14 protein-coding genes and 1 tRNA gene are annotated in these 18327 nt (G+C 75.5%); 6 read left to right on the forward strand and 9 right to left on the reverse strand.

The features are described 5' to 3' along the window. Positions 1–61: 61 nt before the first annotated feature. From bcp to AC0VX4_RS06905, 5 genes are all read left to right on the forward strand, one after another. Positions 62–550: a thioredoxin-dependent thiol peroxidase gene (bcp, locus tag AC0VX4_RS06885; protein ID WP_002854221.1), complete on the forward strand. Its 489-nt coding sequence runs from the start codon at positions 62–64 to the stop codon at positions 548–550. Positions 551–615: 65 nt separating this feature from the next. Next, positions 616–696, forward strand: a tRNA-Leu gene (locus AC0VX4_RS06890). A gap of 48 nt (positions 697–744) precedes the next feature. Next, a complete protein-coding gene (locus AC0VX4_RS06895; protein WP_475464154.1) occupies positions 745–2409 on the forward strand; it encodes an ABC transporter substrate-binding protein in 1665 nt (554 codons plus the stop codon). A gap of 99 nt (positions 2410–2508) precedes the next feature. Continuing rightward, complete coding sequence (locus AC0VX4_RS06900) at positions 2509–3999, forward strand: malate:quinone oxidoreductase (protein WP_269139467.1); 1491 nt, start codon at positions 2509–2511, stop codon at positions 3997–3999. A gap of 7 nt (positions 4000–4006) precedes the next feature. After that, positions 4007–7258, forward strand: coding sequence for an efflux RND transporter permease subunit (locus AC0VX4_RS06905; RefSeq protein ID WP_002854226.1), 3252 nt, complete (start codon positions 4007–4009; stop codon positions 7256–7258). 46 nt (positions 7259–7304) lie between these two features. On the opposite strand, the gene AC0VX4_RS06910 is transcribed toward AC0VX4_RS06905, so the two are convergent. Next, a complete protein-coding gene (locus AC0VX4_RS06910) occupies positions 7305–10334 on the reverse strand; it encodes an AAA family ATPase (protein WP_216879437.1) in 3030 nt (1009 codons plus the stop codon). An 11-nt stretch (positions 10335–10345) separates the two neighbouring features. Further along, positions 10346–11569, reverse strand: coding sequence for an exonuclease SbcCD subunit D (locus AC0VX4_RS06915; protein ID WP_002857222.1), 1224 nt, complete (start codon positions 11567–11569; stop codon positions 10346–10348). Between the two features lie 66 nt (positions 11570–11635). Between AC0VX4_RS06915 and AC0VX4_RS06920 the strand changes: the two genes are divergently transcribed. Beyond that, a complete protein-coding gene (locus AC0VX4_RS06920; protein WP_144824274.1) occupies positions 11636–12790 on the forward strand; it encodes an ADP-ribosylglycohydrolase family protein in 1155 nt (384 codons plus the stop codon). A 5-nt stretch (positions 12791–12795) separates the two neighbouring features. Here AC0VX4_RS06920 and AC0VX4_RS06925 read toward each other — a convergent pair whose 3' ends face one another. The 7 genes from AC0VX4_RS06925 to clpS are packed head-to-tail and all read right to left on the reverse strand — an operon-like array spanning position 12796 to position 18289. Then, positions 12796–13932, reverse strand: coding sequence for a 3'-5' exonuclease (locus AC0VX4_RS06925; RefSeq protein ID WP_049158366.1), 1137 nt, complete (start codon positions 13930–13932; stop codon positions 12796–12798). Then, on the reverse strand, positions 13929–14621 hold the full coding sequence (locus AC0VX4_RS06930) for a non-canonical purine NTP pyrophosphatase (RefSeq protein ID WP_145031898.1): 693 nt from the start codon (positions 14619–14621) through the stop codon (positions 13929–13931). Before AC0VX4_RS06930 ends, AC0VX4_RS06925 begins: the two co-directional genes overlap by 4 nt. Beyond that, positions 14618–15382: a ribonuclease PH gene (gene rph, locus AC0VX4_RS06935; RefSeq protein WP_002857227.1), complete on the reverse strand. Its 765-nt coding sequence runs from the start codon at positions 15380–15382 to the stop codon at positions 14618–14620. The genes AC0VX4_RS06930 and rph overlap by 4 nt, the downstream gene beginning before the upstream one ends. A gap of 22 nt (positions 15383–15404) precedes the next feature. Then, entirely contained in the window at positions 15405–16220 is an 816-nt protein-coding gene (locus AC0VX4_RS06940) for an MBL fold metallo-hydrolase (RefSeq protein ID WP_060774583.1), read from the reverse strand. 1 nt (position 16221) lies between these two features. Next, positions 16222–17154: a glutamate racemase gene (gene murI / locus AC0VX4_RS06945; protein WP_227448593.1), complete on the reverse strand. Its 933-nt coding sequence runs from the start codon at positions 17152–17154 to the stop codon at positions 16222–16224. Beyond that, entirely contained in the window at positions 17151–17918 is a 768-nt protein-coding gene (locus AC0VX4_RS06950; protein ID WP_216879439.1) for a DUF2017 family protein, read from the reverse strand. Before AC0VX4_RS06950 ends, murI begins: the two co-directional genes overlap by 4 nt. A gap of 8 nt (positions 17919–17926) precedes the next feature. Then, positions 17927–18289, reverse strand: a complete 363-nt coding sequence (gene clpS / locus AC0VX4_RS06955) for an ATP-dependent Clp protease adapter ClpS (RefSeq protein ID WP_002857236.1) — start codon at positions 18287–18289, stop codon at positions 17927–17929. Between the last annotated feature and the right edge of the window lie 38 nt (positions 18290–18327).

An 18327-nucleotide genomic window follows, 5' to 3' on the forward strand; every position in this document is an offset into this window, starting at 1 on the left:
CACGGAGACGGGGCCTTCGTCGTCCCCGCTCCCCGGCAGGCCCCACCGTAGGCTTGGGCCCATGACCGACACGACCCAGCACCGCCTCCAGCCCGGCGACACGGCACCTGCGTTCACCCTCCAGGACCAGGAGGGCCGGCCCGTCTCGCTGCGCGACAGCGCGGGCAAGCACACGATCGTCTACTTCTACCCGGCCGCGTCCACGCCCGGCTGCACCACGGAGGCCTGCGACTTCCGGGACAGCCTCGCCTCCCTCACCGCGGCCGGCTACGTCGTCCTGGGGATCTCCCCCGACCCGATCGGCAAGATCATCCGGTTCGCCGAGCAGGAGGGCCTGACGTTCCCCCTGCTCTCGGATGAGGACCACGCGGTGGCCGAGGCCTACGGCGCCTGGGGCGAGAAGAAGAACTACGGGCGGACCTCCGAGGGCCTGATCCGCTCCACGATCGTCGTCGGCCCGGACGGGAAGGTCACCCACGCGCAGTACAACGTGAAGGCGACCGGCCACGTGGCCCGACTGCGCCGCACCCTCGGCCTCGACGAGGCCTGATCCGCGCCCGCAGCGCCCGGGCACCACACGGTAGGATCGGGCCTCGCCCCGTGCGCGGGGTGTGCGCGGGCGTGGCGGAACTGGTAGACGCGCTGGATTTAGGTTCCAGTGTCCTGGACGTGGGGGTTCGAGTCCCCCCGCCCGCACTCCCCGGGCCCGCCCGATCCCGACGTCACCTGCCAGAGGAGGCCGCCATGCAGCCCACTCGCCGCGCCTTCCTCGGCGGGGGCCTGGGCCTGCTCGGCCTGGGCGCGGTCGGCTGCACGACGTCGCCCGCGGCGCCGTCCACCGCCGCCCCGACCTCCTCGGGACCGGGTCGGCTGCTCGTGGTCGGCGCCCCGGCGCGGGCGCTGACGCGGGATCCGGCCCGCGCACTGGACGTCGAGTCCTTCCGTCTGATCCGCCAGGTCTTCGAGACGCTGCTCGGCGTGGACCCGGACACCGGCGCCCCCACGCCCCGCCTCGCCGAGCGGCACGAGGAGTCCGACGGCGGCCGCCTCCACACGTTCCACCTGGTCTCCGGGGTGGTGTTCGACGACGGCGAGCCGTGCGACGCCGCCGCCGTGGTCGCGAACATCGAGCGGTGGGCCGCCGCCCCTGCGCCCGTGGACGGGACCGTCACCCCGCCCTCCTCGTTCGTCTCGGCCTTCGGCGGATACGCCGGGGACGCGGACTCCGCCTTCGCCGGCGTCGAGGCGCACGGAGAGCTCGAGGTGCGGCTGCGCCTGCACTCCCCCCGCCGTCACCTCGCGGCCGCGCTGGCCTCGCCGGCCTTCGCGATCTCCTCGCCGGCCTCGTGGGACCGCACGGTCGACGTGGACGGCTCCGAGGTCACCACCCCCGCCGGCACCGGCCCCTACCGCTGGGCCGACGCCGCGGAGACCGCCGAGCTCACACGCGCCCACCCGGGTGCCTCGGGCGCGACGTTCCTGGTCCCCAGCGACCGCCATCGCGGTTCCGACCCGGCGGCGTACCCGGTGGCCGTGCAGGCGTGGGGTCGGGCCTCCGTGCGCCTGCGGGAGCTGCGGCGCGGCACGGCGGACGTGATCGACGTCGTCGCCCCCGGCCAGCTGCGCCCCCTCGTCGAGGCCGGCACCCAGGTGCTGCCCCGGGACCCCCTGGGCGTGCTCTACGTGGGCATGAACCTGGACCATCCGCTCGTGCGCGCGCAGTACCTGCGCCAGGCGATCGCGTACGCGGTGGACCGCCCGCGCATCGCCGGCAGCGACGTCTTCCTCGAGGGCACCCGCCTGGCCCACGACCTCGTCCCCCCGTCCCTCGGCGTCGGCGACGAGGAGGCGCGGCGCTACGACGTCAACCCGGGCCGGGCCCGCGAGTTCCTCGGCCTGGCGGGATACGACGGGGAGCCGTTGGAGTTCCTCTACCCGGTCGGCACGGCCCGCCCCGCCCTGCCCGAGCCGGAGCGGGTCTACGCGATGGTCGCGCACGACCTCGGCGCGGTGGGGATGCACATCGTGCCCGTGCCCGTGCCGGAGGACCAGGACTACCTGCACGCCGTCGTCTCCCGGCCCACCCGAGCCCTGCACCTGATGGGCCGCACCGGCGACTACCGCGACCCGCACGCGTTCCTCGAGCCCTTCGCGCGCTCGGGCCGCGCCGAGACCGGCTACCGCAACCCGCGCGTGGTCGAGGACGTGGACGCGGCGGCGGCCGAGACCGACGACGACGCGCGCTGCGGCCTGTTCCGCCGTGTCGTCCGGGCCATGGCCCTCGACCTGCCGGCGCTGCCGCTGGTCTACCCGATCTCCGCCCTGGCCACCGGCCCGCGCGTGGCCTCCTACCCGACGTCGCCGCAGCTGGACGAGCCCTTCTCGCGCGTCAGGCTGACCGAAGGCTGAACGCACCGGTAGTACAGTGGGAGATCACGGCGCCCGGCCCGACCGCCACTGCTCGGCCTGGTCGCACTGCGCCCACCCGCCGTCGTTCTGCTTCAGGAGTTGACCGTGCCCACCACCTCGTCCACCGCCACCCACGACGTCGTCCTGATCGGCGGCGGCATCATGAGCGCCACCCTGGGCGTGCTGCTGCAGAAGCTCGAGCCCACCTGGTCCATCGCCCTGTACGAGAGCCTCGACCAGGCCGGCCTGGAGTCCTCCGACCCGTGGAACAACGCGGGCACCGGCCACGCCGCCCTGTGCGAGCTGAACTACTCGCCCATGGACAAGAACGGCCGGGTGGACGTCACCAAGGCGCTGGGCATCAACGAGCAGTTCTGGACCACCCGCCAGTTCTGGTCCTCCCTGGTGGCGGACGGCACGCTCAAGGACCCCAAGTCCTTCATCAACCCGCTGCCGCACATGTCCTTCGTGTGGGGCGACGACCACGCCGACTACCTCCGCACCCGCTACGAGGCCATGTCCGCCCAGCCGCTGTTCGCCGGCATGGAGCACAGCGAGGACCCGGAGCAGATCCGCGCCTGGGCCCCGCTGCTGATCGAGGGCCGTGAGTCGGGCCAGCGCCTGGCGGCGTCCCGCAACACCGGCGGCACCGACGTCGACTTCGGCTCCCTCACCCGCCAGCTCATCACGGCCATGGCCGGCGCCGGCGCCGAGGTGCGCTTCGGTCACAAGGTCACCGGCCTCACCCGCGGCACGGACGGCCGCTGGGAGGTCAAGGTCAAGAACAAGGCCGCCGGCTCCGAGCTCGTGGACCGCGCCCGCTTCGTCTTCGTCGGTGCCGGCGGCGGCGCCCTGCCCCTGCTGCAGAAGTCCGGCATCCCCGAGGTCAAGGGCTTCGGCGGCTTCCCGGTCTCCGGCCAGTTCCTGCGCTGCACGGACGAGTCCGTGGTCAACCAGCACATGGCCAAGGTGTACGGCCAGGCCGCCGTCGGCGCCCCGCCGATGTCCGTGCCCCACCTGGACACCCGCTTCGTCAACGGCAAGCGGTCCCTGCTGTTCGGCCCCTACGCCGGGTTCTCCACGAACTTCCTCAAGACCGGCTCCTACCTGGACCTGCCGCTGTCCGTGCGCCCGCACAACCTCAGCACGATGCTGGACGTGGCCAAGGACAACATGGACCTGACCAAGTACCTCGTGACCGAGGTGCTGAAGTCCCGGGACAAGAAGATCGACGCGCTGCACGAGTTCTACCCGGAGGCCGACGGCGGCGAGTGGGAGCTGATCACCGCGGGCCAGCGCGTGCAGGTGATGAAGCGCAAGGGCCGCTTCGGCGGCGTCCTGCAGTTCGGCACCGAGGTCGTCACCCACGCGGACGGCTCGCTCGGCGGCCTGCTCGGCGCCTCGCCGGGCGCCTCCACCGCGGCCCCCATCATGGTGAAGCTGCTCGAGCGCTGCTTCCCCGCGAAGATGGCCGGCTGGGACGGCACGCTCAAGGAGCTCATCCCGTCGCTGGGCCACACGCTCAACGACGACCCGGCGCTGCTGGACGAGGTCCGCACCGTCACGGACGCCGCACTGAAGCTGGCCTGACGCCGCGATGGGAGCGCTCGCACGGTTCTCACTCGGCCGACGGGCGCTCGTGGCGCTCGTCACCGTGTTCATCGCGGTGTTCGGCGTCCTCTCCGCCGGGCAGCTCAAGCGGGAGCTGATCCCCCCGCTCGAGCTGCCCGTCATCTCCGTGTCGACGCTCTACCCGGGGGCGTCCCCCGAGGTCGTGGACGCGCAGGTGGGTGAGCCCCTCGAGACGGCCCTGCAGGCCGTGGAGGGCCTCGAATCCTCGCGGTCCACGTCGCAGTCCGGCTTCAACGCGGTCCAGCTGGAGTTCGCCTACGGCACGGACCTGAACCGGGCCCGGTCCCAGGTGGACCGGGTGGTCGCCAACCTGGGGCCCCAGCTGCCTGAGGAGGCGGAGACCTCGTCCTTCGCGGGCTCCGTCTCCGACTTCCCGGTGGTCTTCCTCGCCCTGTCCGGGGACGAGGACCTCAACACCCTGCGCCGCCGCGCCGAGGACGTCCTGGCCCCGCGGCTGCAGAAGATCGACGGCGTCCGTGGCGCCGACGTCCTGGGCGGCACGGACGAGAACGTCTCCGTGGTCCCGGACCCGGCCGCGCTCACCGCCGCCGGGCTGACCACCTCCGACATCACCGACGCGCTCGAGGAGAACGCCGGCCTCTTCCCCGTCGGCCAGGTCACCGAGGGCGCGACCACCTATCCCGTCCAGGCGGGCGCCGCCGTCGAGGACCTCGAGGGCCTGCGCGGGATCGTCGTCGCCCCCTCCGGCGACGGCGAACCGCGCACCCTGGACGAGGTCGCCGACGTCACCCTCGTGGCCGCGGCCCCCACGTCCCTGACCCGCACCGACGGGGTGCCGACGCTGTCCGTCTCCGTGACCGCGACCCCGGACGCCGACCTCGTGGCGGTCTCCGAGGCCGTGCGCGACGCCCTGCCGGAGCTGGCGTCGGTGGTGGGCGGCGGCGCGGACCTGACCGTGGTGTTCGACCAGGCCCCGTTCATCCAGCAGTCCATCGACACGCTGTTCCAGGAGGGCCTGCTGGGCCTGGCGTTCGCCGTGCTGGTGATCGCCGTGTTCCTGCTCTCGGTGCGCTCCACCCTCGTCACCGCCGTGTCCATTCCGCTGTCCCTGCTGGCCGCCCTCATCGGGGTGGCGGCCTTCGGCTACTCCCTCAACACGCTGACGCTCGGGGCGCTGACGATCTCGATCGGCCGGGTCGTGGACGACGCGATCGTGGTGGTGGAGAACATCCGTCGGCACCTCGGCCTGGGCGCCGACCGGCGCACCGCGATCCTGGACGGCACGCGCGAGGTCGCCACCGCGATCACCGCCTCCACCCTCGTCTCCGTGGCCGTGTTCCTGCCCATCGCCTTCGTGGGCGGCCTGGCCGGCGAGCTGTTCCGGCCCTTCGCCGTGACCGCCACGGTCGCCCTGCTGGCCTCCCTCGTGGTCGCCCTGACGATCGTGCCGGTGCTGTGCTGGTGGTTCCTGCGCGCCCCACGGCGTGGGGCCGAGACCGCGGCCGCGCCCGCCGTCCCCGGCGACCGGCCCGTGGCGGCCGGCGGGTGGCTCACGCGGGTCTACCGACCGGTGCTGCGCTGGACGCAGCGGCACACCGTGGTCACCCTCGCCGCCGCCCTGGCGCTGCTGGCCGGCACGGCCGCGCTGGTCCCGCTGATCCCCACGAACCTCCTGGGCGACTCGGGACAGAACTCGTTCGTCGTCACGGCGGAGCAGGAGCCGGGGGCGTCGCTGGAGACGACGGCCGCCGCCGCCGAGCGCATCGAGCGGGTGCTGCTGGACACCGACGGCGTCGAGACGGTCCAGTGGACGGCCGGCACCGCCGCCGGTCCGATGGGGGCCTTCGGCGGCTCCTCGGCGGACCGGGCGCGGTTCACGGTGGTGACCGACCCGGATGCCGACCAAGGGGCCCTTCAGGACGGGGTGCGCGCCGAGCTCACCGGTCTCGACGGCGTGGGCGACGTGTCCGTCTCCACACAGCAGGGGCCGAGCGGCGGCCAGGACATCGAGGTGTCCGTCTCCGCCCCCGACCCGCAGGCCCTCACCGCGGCCGCCGATCAGGTCGCCCAGGCGCTGCGGCCCGTCGAGGGTGCCCGCGAGGTGACGACGCCGGCCTCGGACCTGCGCCCGACGTTCCAGGTGGACGTGGACACCGTCGCCGCCGCCCGGCTCGGCCTGACCGAGGAGGCGGTGGCCGGCCAGGCCGCCGCCGCCCTGCAGGCCGTGCCCGTGGGCGAGGTCCGCTTCGGGTTCGAGAGCTTCGCGGTGCAGCTGGGTGACCCGGAGCCGGTCGAGTCCCTCGACGCCCTGCGCCAGGTGCCCGTGGAGACGGCCGAGGGGCCCGTGCCCCTGGGGGACCTCGCCGAGGTCTCGCGGGTGTCCGTGCCCGCCCGGGTGACGTCCTCGAACGGCGAGCGGACCGCCGTCGTCACGGTGACCCCGGACGACGAGGACCTCGGGGCCGTCTCACGCCGGGTGACGCAGGCCGTGGCGGAGCTGGACCTGCCCGAGGGCGTCACCGCGGCCGTGGGCGGCGCGGCGGAGCAGCAGGCGCAGACGTTCCGGGACCTCGGACTGGCGTTGCTGGCCGCCGTGGCGACCGTGTACGTCGTGATGGTGGCGACGTTCAACTCGCTGCGCCAGCCGCTCGTGCTGCTCGTGTCGATCCCCTTCGCCGCCACGGGCGTGTTCCTGGCGCTGCTGGCCACCGGCACGCCGCTGGGACTGTCCACGATGATCGGGCTGCTCATGCTGGTGGGCATCGTGGTGACGAACGCGATCGTGCTGATCGACCTGATCAACCAGTACCGCCGCGACCGCGGAATGACCTTGGACGAGGCCATCGAGGTGGGCGCGCTCAACCGCGTGCGCCCGGTGGTGATGACGGCCCTGGCCACCGTCCTGGCCATGACCCCGATGGCCCTGGGCATCACGGGGCACGCGGGGTTCATCTCCCAGCCCCTCGCGGTGGCCGTGGTGGGCGGCCTGGTGTCCTCCACCCTGCTCACCCTCGTGCTCGTGCCCGTGCTGTACCGGCTCACCGAGGTCCGCGGGGAGCGCCGCCTGCAGGAGGAGCGCCGTGTCGCGGCCGAGCGGGAGGCGCAGCGCGTCGCGGCCGAGCGCGCGGCCGAGCAGGCGCGCCGGGCTGAGGAGGCGAGCCGGGCTGAGGAGCGATGGGCGGCCCTGTCCGAGCTCGACGCCGGGCGCCTCGGCCGACTCCGGCAGCGCCTCCGCCGGCGGTGGCGCCGGGCCTGACCGCCCGCCCGGCGTGGGCCGGGGCGGCGGGGCGCACCCCCGCCGCTCAGGCGCCGTCGTGCACCGCGAGGCTCGAGCCGCGCCGGTCCTTGCGCACCTCGAGGCGCACGCCGATCTCCTGCCTCATCCGTTCGACGTGGGAGACGAGGCCCACGGTCCGGCCACCGGTCCGCAGGGTGTCCACGACGTCCAGGACGTCGTCGAGGGTGTCCGCGTCGAGCGAGCCGAAGCCCTCGTCCACGAAGAGCGTGTCCAGTTCGATGCCGCCGGCTTCGGCCTGCACGGTGTCCGCGAGCCCCAGGGCGAGGGCGAGGGAGGCCATGAAGGTCTCGCCGCCCGAGAGCGTGGCCGGGTGGCGTGTCTCGTCCACGTAGTGGTCCCGGATGACGAGTTCGAGGCCCTTGTTCCCGCGCCCGCCCACGGCGTCGGAGTACTCGATCGAATACCGCTGGTCCGTCATGGCGAGCAGACGCTCGGTGGCCGCGGCGGCGACCTCCTCGAGCCGCCCGGCGAGGACGTAGCTCGTCAGGGGCATCTTGAGCAGGTTCTCCCCGCCGCCGCGGACGAGGTCGAGCAGCCCCCGCACCCGCGTGTGTTCGGCGATGAGCCCGGCGGACCGCTCCAGGACCTCGGTCAGGGCGGCCGACTGCCGGCGCACCGTGGCGACGAGCGAATCGAGTCGCCCCACCGCCGTCGCCCGGGACGAGCTCGCGGCCTCGGCCGCGGCGAGCGCCTCGGCGGCGGCGCGGGTCTGCTCCTCGGTCGGCGGCTCGACGCCCGCCTCGGCGAGGGCGCGGCCCCGGCGGACGGGCTCGCTCGCCTCGAGCTCGGCGAGGCGGGCCCGTTCGGCGTCCCACTCCTGCACGGCGGCCGTGCGGGCGGCGGCCTCCGTCTCCTCGAGGCGGGCCGCGCGCGCCGCGTCGACGTCGTCGAAGCGCTGTTCGGCCAGCGCGGCGGTGAGCGCCTGGCCGGTCTCGTCGGCGACCGCCCGGGCGCGCGCGTCCTCGTCCTGCGCCGCCGCGAGGGCGGCCAGGACCCGGCGTGCGGCGGTGACCTGGTCGCCGCGGGCGTCGAGGGTCTCGACGTCGCCGCGGGCGGCCTCGACGGCGTCCCGCAGCTCGGTCAGCCGGGCGGCGCGGTGGGCGGCGGCCTCGGCGAGCCGGCCGTCCTCGGCCGCGAGCGCGGCGGCGGTCTCGTCGGCCCCGGCGAGCGTCTTCTCGGCGGCGGTCAGCCGGCGGCGGTCCGCGGCGAGGTCCTTCGCCGCCTGGTCCAGCACGGCCCGTTCGGCCTCGGCGCGCTCGAGCGCCTCTCGCGCGGCCTCGGGTGCGAGCCCGGCGGCGGCCTCGCGCGCCGTGCGGAGGGTCTGCTCGGCGGCGCGCAGGGCGGTCTCGGCGTCGGCCGCGGCACGGTCGGCCGCGGTCCGGGCCTGCTCGGCGTCCCGCACGTCCGCCTCGGTCACCGTGGTGTCCGCGGTGGCGGCCGGGGCCGGGTGCTCGGGCGAGCCGCACACGGTGCACGGCTCGCCGGGCACGAGCCGCTCCGCCAGCTCGGAGGCGGCCTGCTCGTACCGGGCACGCAGCAGACCGACGTGCCGTTCGGCGGCCTCGCTCCGCCGCTCCTGTGCCTCCCGATGGGCCCGGGCCGCGGTCTCGACCTCGACGGCGCGGGCGGCCGCGGCCTCGGCGGACGTGCGGCGCGCGGCGGCCTCGTCCACGGCGCGGTCCACGGCCTCCCGGGCACCGAGACGCTCGGTGCCGCGTTCGACGGCCGAGCGGAGTGCCGCCACGGCCGCCTCACGCTCGGGGCGGGACTCGACCAGGGCGGCGCGGTCGCGGTCGATCTCGGCCCGCCGCTCCGCCGCGGCGGCCGCCTCCTGCTCCAGCTCGCGCATCCGGTCACGGTCCCGGACGGCGCGCGCCACCGCCTCCGCGGCGCGCTCGGCCTCCCCCAGCGCCTGGCGGGAGGCGGGCGCGTCGGTGGCCCCGTCCGCCCGGGCGGCGGCGAGCCACGACGCCGCGGTCGGCTCGTCCTCGACGTGCGCCAGGGCCTCCGTCACCGCCTCCGACGCGGTGCCGGCGGCGTCCGCCGCCGCGGTGGCCCGCTGGGCGGCCGCGAGCACCCGCCCGGCCCGCTCATGGGCGTCGACGGCGCGGCGCCGCGCCGCGGCGGTCTCGGCCTCGGCATCGTGGTCGCGTCGACGACTCGCCCACGCCTCGGCCGCGGCCAGGTCCCGCCCGCGCGTCTCCAGCTCACGCACCGTCACCCGGGCCCGCTGCTCCGCGGCGCGGGCCGCGGCGAGGTCGGCCCGCGCGTCCTCGTGGGCGCGACCCGCGCGCTCGGCGGCGAGGGTGAGCAGCCGGTCGTCCGTGTCCGGTGACGGCTCCGGCGCATGCCAGTCCGGGCCGAGCGCCTCGTGGAGCGCCTCGGCCAGCTGCGCCCGCGCGGTCCGGGCCACGTCCGCGTCCACGGCCACCGCGGTGTCCAGCCGGGCCGTCTCGACGCGCAGGTGCTCCTCGACGCCGTCGAAGCGCTGCGTGCCGAAGAGCCGCCGCAGCAGGGCGCGGCGCTCATCCGACTTCGCGGTGAGGAACTGAGCGAACTGTCCCTGGGGCAGCAGGACCACCTGCATGAACTGCTCGGCGTCCAGGTGCAGGACGGCCGCGATCTGCTGGCCCACCTCGTCCGCCCGGGTGAGCGGCGCCGTCCATTCCCCGGCCACGCGTTCCCGGAGGGAGACCGTGGCCTGCGTGGTGACGGTGGCGCCTCCCGCCGCGCTGCGTCGGCGGCGGGGCCGCTCGTGCTTGGGCGAGCGGACCACCTCGAAGCGCCGGCTCTGCACGGTGAACTCGACCTGCACCTCGGGGATCACCGCGCCGGGTTCGCGCAGCGTGGTCACGAGCGACTCGGCCGACCGTCCGCCCGGCACGGTCCCGTAGAGGGCGAAGCACAGCGCGGCCAGCACCGTCGACTTGCCCGCGCCGGTGGGCCCGTCCAGCAGGAACAGGCCGGCCGCGTTGAGCCGGTCGAAGTCGACGTCCTGCGCCTGGGCGTAGGGCCCGAGCCCCTCCAGGCGCATCCGATGGATCCTCATGCGCGCACCTCCGCCGCGCGGGCGGCCTCGAGGGCGTCCCGCAGCAGGTCCTGCTCGGCCTCGCTGACCGGCCGCTGCCGGACGTGGTCCACGAAGCCGACCGCGAGCGCGTGGTCCGAGGGCGCCTGCCGCAGGGCCTGGGCGTAGGTCCGCTCCCGGGCCCGCCTCCCGCCGGCCGGTTCGTGGCGGAAGACGAGCACGGAGGGGAACCGGGTCTTCAGGCGTTCCAGGGCCCGCTCGGGGCGTTCGTCGTCGGTGACGGTGACCTGCACCCAGCACTGCTCCGCCCACGCGAACTCCGGGGACTCCAGCAGGTCCTCGATCGGCCCGGACAGCACCGCCAGGCGCCGCCCGGCGTCCCAGTCCACGGCCTCGACGTCGGTGACGGCCCCGCCCGTGACGTGGACGAGCCAGCCGCCCTTGCGGTGGCTCGCCTCGGAGAAGGAGTACGGCAGCGGAGAGCCGGAGTACCGCACGTGCTCGGCCAGCCGCTGCCGGCCGTGCAGGTGGCCCAGGGCCGCGTAGTCAAGCCCGTCGAACACGGAGACCGGCACCTGCCCCAGCGTGCCCACCAGCATCTCGGGCGGGGCGCCCGGCTCGACGTGCTCGCCCTCGCCGATGTCCCGTTCGGACTCGGAGCCGTGGCCCCCGGCCGCGAACAGGTGGGCCAGCACGACGCCGGCCACCGGCTCCGGCGCCTCGGCGCGGCGGGCGGCCAGATCGGCGTGGACGCGGCGGACCGCCTCCGTCAGCACGGCCGTGTGGTGGGGCGCCACGCCCCAGGCCGGTCCCTGGTGACGCGGTTCGAGGTAGGGGATGCCGTAGACGGCCACGGTCTGGCCTGCGCCGCCGTCGACCCCGGGCTCGGTGAGCAGCACCGGGCGGTCCAGCTCCGCGGCGTCCGCGCGCACGTGCACGCCCGCGGCCGCCAGGAGTCCGCCGCCGAAGCCGAGGCGCACCGCCGAGTCGTGGTTGCCGCTCGTGAGCACCACCTGGGCGCCGGCCGCGTGCAGCCGGGTGAGCGTCCGGTCCAGCAGCCGGACGGCGTCCGACGGCGGCAGCGCGCGGTCGTACACGTCCCCGGCCAGCAGGACGGCGTCCACGCCGCGCTCCGTCACGGTCGCGACCAGGGCGTCCAGGACCTCCTCCTGGGCCTCGAGCAGCCCGGTGCCGTGGAACGACCGGCCCAGATGCCAGTCCGAGGTGTGCAGCAGGATCATGCGGCCCACTCTAGGGAGGGTGCGGACGGGATAAGCACGACGCCGCACGGCTCGTACGATGGCGACATGTCCGCCACCGCGCCCGATCCCACCGCCTCCTCGTCCACGCCCCTGCCCGGCCCCGAGCACGCCGACCGGGTCCTGGCCCTCCTCGCGGCCGGTGCCGCCGGGGACGCGCTGGGCGGCGTCGTCGAGTTCACCCCCGCGTCGGGGATCGCGGCGGTGCACGGCCCCGCCGGCGTCACCGACGCCGCGGACCTGCTCGCCCAGGAGGGCGCCCACGCCCTGCCGATCACCGACGACACGCAGCTGACGCTGTACGTGCTCGACGGCCTGCTCGAGTGGATCGAGTGGCAGAACGACGGCGTCCCGGCCGATCCCGCCGCGTGCGTGTGGCTCGCGTGCCTGCGCTGGTTCGCCACGCAGGACGGCGCGCTGCCCGAGGGCGCTCCCCCGGCCCCGCCCCGCTGGATCGACGCGCACGCGGAGCTGAAGGTGCGCCGCGCGCCGGGCACCGCGTGCCTGAGCGGGCTCGCCGAACCGGGGATGGGCCTGCCGGGCGACCCGCACAACCCGGGCTCGAAGGGCTGCGGGACGGTCATGCGCTCGGCCCCGTACGGGATGGTGCCGGGTCTCGAGGACCCGCACGTCGTGTCCCTCGCCCGCCAGGGGGCCGTCCTCACGCACGGCCACCCCACCGCGTGGGTCGCGGCGGCCGCGTACGCCCTCGTCATCGCGACCCTGCTGCGCGGCCTGGACCTGGCCGCCGCGGTCGCGCACGCCCGCGCGTGGCTCGACAGCCTGGGCGAGGAGGCCGAGGAGACCCGCGCCGCCGTCGCCGCGGCGGTCGACCTGGCCGGCACCGTCGACGCCGACCCCGGCGCCCCCGGCGCCCTCCCCACCGCGCTGGGCGAGGGCTGGGTCGCGGAGGAGGCCCTGGCCATCGCGCTGTATGCCGCGCTCACCGCGGAGGCGGCGCACCCGGCCGATCCGGCGGCGGCGCTCGCCCTGGCGCTGCGGATCGGCGTGAACCACGACGGCGACTCCGACTCCACGGCCTCACTGGCCGGGCAGGTGCTCGGCGCGGCGCACGGCACCGCCGTGTTCGGCGCGCACGACCCCGCGGACCGCGCCGCGGCCGAGGCCTCCGTCCCGGGGTGGATCGCCGAGCGCGAGGTCGTCCTGGAGGCCGCCCGGCGCTGGAGCGCCGCGACCACCTGAGCGGTTCAGCGCGCGGCGTCCGGCCAGTTCCCGTCGAGCATCTGCAGGAACTCCCCCTCGGAGACCAGGGCGATGGCCTGCCCCCGCTCCCGCCGGCGCAGGGCGTCCCGCGTCTTGCGGTGCGCCAGCGCCGTGGTCACGGCCTGCGGCGCCCCGTCCTCGGCGCGCGGGCGGTGCAGGTCCGCGGCCTCGAAGCCGTCCCCCACGACGAGCATCGTGGTGGCCGCGCCCACCCGGTTCGCGGTCTGCGCACCCTGCGCGGCCGCGCGCGTCTTGGCACTCTGACGCGACATGCCGATGCCGCCCGTGAACACCACCGTCTGGCCGAACAGGGGGTGGCCCGGGTCGGCGGCCGGGTTCGGGAGCGGATTGACGCCCTCGTCCGGCCAGCGCATGAAGTCCGGCATGGCGCGTTCGTCCCGCAGCGGGACCCGCGCGTCGAAGACGCCCTCGGTGCGCCGGGCCTGGCGGGTGGCCTTCGACTCGGCGCCCGATCCCGCCGCCCGGGGGGCGAGGACGCTGACGCTCAGCCCCTGGGCCCGCATCAGGCGGTCGACGCCGCGGCCGGCCGGCAGCCCCGGCAGCACGTCCGCGTCGGCCGGCTGCTCCCCCAGCACACGCCGGCCGATGTCCACGAGGATGGCCGCGCAGGCCTCGGCGTCGGCCAGTGCGTCGTGGTGGCGTCCCGGGGTGAAGCCGGCCTCGCGCGCCGCGGAGGGCAGGGCGTACGAGGGCAGGTCGTAGACGCGGCGCGCCAGCACCAGGGTGCACACGAACTCCAGGCCCGGCACGTCCCGCCCGGAGACCTCGAGGCCGGACTCGATGACGCCGACGTCGAAGCCCGCGTTGTGCGCCGCGAGCACGTCCGTCCCCACGAAGTCCGCGAGCTCGTCGTACACCTGCGCGAACCGGGGGGCGTCCAGGACGCGGTCCTCGGTGATGCCGTGGATGCGCACGTTGCGGGGATCGAACCGGTCGAAGCCCACGGGCGGACGGATCAGCCACTCGGCACGGTCCACCATGACCCCGTCCCGCACCCGAACGGCGCCCACGGCACACGGGGAGCCGCGGAAGCCGTTGGCGGTCTCGAAGTCGATCGCGGTGAAGTCCAGCCCCGGCACGGGGGCGCGCCCGCCGCTCACGGGCGCGCGTCGAGCGCGTCCACCAGGTAGGGCAGCAGGGCGCGGAAGGCGTGCCCCCGGTGGCTGATCGCGTTCTTGTCCTCGGGGCGCAGCTGCGCGGTGGACACGTCCCGGCCCTCGGGGCGCAGGATCGGGTCGTAGCCGAAGCCGCCGTCCCCCACGGGCTCGCGCAGCAGCGTGCCGGGCAGGCGGCCGTGCTCGACGTGCTCGACGTGGATGGCCCGGGCGCCCGCGGTGTCCGGGCCGCTGGGGACCGCGAGCGCGGCGGCGCACACGAACTGGGCACCCCGATGCTCGTCCGGCACGTCGGCCAGCTGGGCCAGCAGCAGCTCGAGGTTGGCACGGTCGTCCCCGTGACGCCCGGCCCAGCGGGCCGAGAAGATCCCGGGGGCGCCGTGCAGCACGTCCACGGCCAGACCGGAGTCGTCCGCGACGGCGATCAGCCCGGTGTGCGCGGCCACGGCGCGGGCCTTCTTCAGCGCGTTCTGGGCGAACGTGACGCCGTCCTCGACGACGTCCGGGGCGCCCACGGCGCCCGCGTCCACCACCGCGGTCTCCACGTCGAGGCCGGGCACAGCGCCGGCGAGCAGCTGCCGCAGCTCGCGCACCTTGCCCGCGTTGTGCGTGGCGAGCACGATGCGGGCGCCCTCCGACGCACCCGACGACGAGGAGGCGGCCGGCCCGCTCACGCCCGGTCCTCCGTGGCGGCGGCCAGGGTCTCGGCCTGGATGCGGGCCAGCTCGCCCGTGCCGATCAGGGCCAGGTCCAGCAGGGTGTCCAGCTCGGCGCGGGTGAACGGCGCGCCCTCGGCGGTGCCCTGCACCTCCACGAACTCCCCGGCGCCGGTGACGACCACGTTCATGTCCGTCTCCGCCTTCACGTCCTCCACGTATGGCAGGTCGAGGACGGGCACCCCGTCCACGATGCCCACGGACACCGCGGCGACGGAGTCCTTGAGGACGGCGGCGCCCTTGGCGAGGATCCCCTCGCGCCGCGCCCAGGCCACCGCCTCGGCGAGGGCGACGTAGGCGCCCGTGATGGCGGCGGTGCGGGTGCCGCCGTCGGCGTCGAGGACGTCGCAGTCCAGGACGATGGTGTTCTCCCCCAGGGCGGACAGGTCGATGACGGCGCGCAGGGACCGGCCGATCAGACGGGAGATCTCGTGGGTGCGCCCGCCGATCCGGCCCTTGACGGACTCACGCTGGTTGCGCTCGTTGGTGGCCCGCGGGAGCATCGCGTACTCGGCGGTGACCCAGCCGGTCCCCTCGCCCTTGAGCCAGCGCGGCACGCCCTCGGTGAAGGAGGCGGTGCACAGCACGCGGGTGTTCCCGAACTCGATCAGGGCCGAGCCCTCCGCCTGCCGGGACCAGCCCCGGGTGATGGTGATGGGGCGCAGCTCGTCGACGGCGCGGCCGTCCGGGCGGGGGGCGGTGGTGGCGGGAGAGCTCATGGTCTCCAGTCTAGGCACGCCCTCAGACGCCGTAGCTCAGCCCCGAGACGGCGACGGCCAGCGGGCCGTCGTACACCGCGCGGGCCTCCTGGACGGCGCGCTGCGGATCGTTCCACACCGGCAGGTGCGTGAGCAGCAGCTTCCGGGCCCCGGCCTGCGCCGCCGTCTCGCCGGCCCGTCGGCCGGTCAGGTGGACGCCGTCGATGCCGTCGTCCCGGCCCTCGTGGAAGGCGGCCTCGCACAGGAACATGTCCGCGTCCCGCGCGGCCTCGACGAGCCCCTCGCACGCGTCGGTGTCCCCGGAGTAGGTGAGCACGCGGGTGGTGAGGCCGCCGTCGTCGTCGACGCGGTCCACCTCGACCCGGATCGCGTAGGCCTCGTCGATGGGGTGGCGCACGGGGACCGGGGTGAACCGGAACGGACCCAGCCGCTCGGTGCGGCCGGCAGTCCAGCACCGGAACTCGAAGTCCTGGTGCATCCCCGGCTCGGGGTCCATCCCGTACGCCTCGGCGATGCGGTCGGCGGTGCCGGCGGGTCCGTAGACGGGCATCCGGCCGCGGCCCCAGCCGGCCGGGTTCCAGCGGATGGCCACGTGCATCCCGCACAGGTCCATGAAGTGGTCCGGGTGCAGGTGGGAGAGCAGGATGCCGTCCAGGTCCTCGAGATCGACGTAGCGCTGCAGCACGCCGAGGGCGCCGTTGCCGAGGTCCAGCAGGATCCGCCACGTGCGCGGGGTGACGCCGTCCTCGGCCACGCCCTCGGCGGTCAGGAGGTAGCACGAGGCGGGCGAGCCCGGGCCGGGGAAGGACCCGGAGGCCCCGATGATGGTCAGCTTCACGTCACACCCTCCTGCTCGGCGCCCAGCCGGACGGAGGCCGTCGAGCGCGTCGGGACCGGCGCGGCCGCGGGGCGGGGCGGGGCGCGCCGATCGTCTCCAGGCGTCGCACGGACTCGACCTCGGGTCCGAGGAAGCGGCGCGCGAGGGCCTGGAAGTGGTCGGGGTCGCCGGTGGCGGCGAAGCGGTGGCGGGTGGCCTGGCCGGAGCCCGCCGCCGAGTGGGGGTGCTCGAGGCCGAGGCGGACCAGCTCCCGGTAGAGGTCCTTGGCGGTCTCCTCCGCGGAGGAGACGAGCGTGACGTCCTCCCCCATCACGAGCGAGAGCGCGCCGGTCAGCAGCGGGTAGTGGGTGCATCCCAGCACGAGGGTGTCCACGCCCGCCGCACGCAGCGGGGCCGTGTACTCCCGGGCGGTCTCCAGCAGTTCGGGGCCGGTGGTGATGCCGGCCTCCACGAACTCCACGAACCGCGGGCACGCGACCGAGGTGATCTCGAGGTGCGGGGCGGCCGAGAACGAGTCCTCGTAGGCGCGGGACCCGACGGTCGCCTCGGTGCCGATCACGCCGATCCGGCCCGTGCGCGTGGCGGCCACGGCGCGGCGCACGGCGGGCTGGATCACCTCGATCACGGGGATGCCGTGGCCTCCCGTGTAGCGCTCGCGAGCGTCGCGCAGCACGGCGGCCGACGCGGAGTTGCACGCGATCACGAGCGCCTTCACGCCGCGCGCGACGAGCTCGTCCATGATCGCCAGGGCCAGGGCCCGCACCTCGGCGATGGGCCGCGGGCCGTACGGCGAGTGCTCCGTGTCGCCCACGTAGAGGATGGACTCGTGGGGCAGCTGGTCCATGATCGCCCGGGCCACGGTCAGCCCGCCCACGCCCGAGTCGAACACGCCGATCGGCGCGGCGGCGTCCACGACGGTGCGCCGGCCGGTCACTGCTCGCCCTCCGCGTCCCCGGCGCCCGGCGCAGACTCGTCCGAACCCTCGGGCAGCTCGCTGAGCATCTCCGTCATGAGCGTCTCCAGCAGCCACGAGGTGAAGTTGTAGAGCAGGGCCATGGTGGACTCGACGTCCTCCGCGCTGCGCCAGTCGTCCACGGCGTGCACGCGAGCGGCGTCCTCCTCGGTCTCGACGCCCAGGCGGGCGGCCAGGACGAGGCGCACGTCGTTGAGCGCGCGGCCGAAGGCCGGCGCCTGGTCGTGCGGCACCTCCACGCGCGTCGAGCGCAGCAGCTCGAGGGCCAGGCGCGCGTCCGCGAGCTTCCCCTCGGACAGGGCGTCCTCGGTCAGGGCCCGGTGGGCGCCCTGCTCGGCGGCGCCGGCCTGGGGCATCGCATCCGGCAGCAGGCGTGCGACGGCCGGGTCGGCGGGGGCCGAGCGCTGCGCCTCCGGGTCCTGGCTCAGGTGCAGGCCGGAGACCAGCCCCCAGAACGCGGCGTCGGACGCGTCCAGTCCGGCCACGGGGCCCGCGTCCTCCGCGGCGGACGCGGACGGCGGCGCCGCCGGGATGTCCTCGGGCGCGTCGACGCCGTCCTCGGCGGCCACGGCCCCGGCGGGGTCCGCCTCGGCGGGGCGCACGTCCGCGCGTCGGCCCTCGAGCAGGGCGACGACGTCTCTGACCAGCCCGCGCAGCAGGCGCACCTCCGGCAGCTCCAGCTGCGCCGTGTACCCCCGCCGCGTCCAGCGGAACCGCTCTGCCATGCCCCTCCTCAGTCCTCCGCCTGCTCCAGCGTGGCCCACAGCCCGTAGCCGTGCATCGCGCCCACGTGCAGCTCGGCCTTCTCCTTGGTGCCCGTCGCCACGACGGACCGGCCCCGCTCGTGGACCTCGAGCATGAGCCGCTGCGCCTTGGCCGCGGAGTAGCCGAAGTGGGTGCGGAACACGTAGGCGACGTAGCTCATCAGGTTCACCGGGTCGTTCCACACCACGACGTTCCACGGCCGGTCCCGGGCCGTGTCCTCGTGCGGCCGCTCCAGCAGGGCGGTGTCGGTGGCGCCGGCGGGGACGGACTCGCCCGGTGCCGGACGCACGGCGCGCGGCGCGGACGGATCGTGGCGGGTCAGCACGGACATGCGCCCCAGTGTACGAGGCGGGCGGGCCAGGACCGGCC

It is taken from the genome of Micrococcus sp. 63XJN7_8_ISO-PGPR-S23-253 (assembly GCF_056173425.1).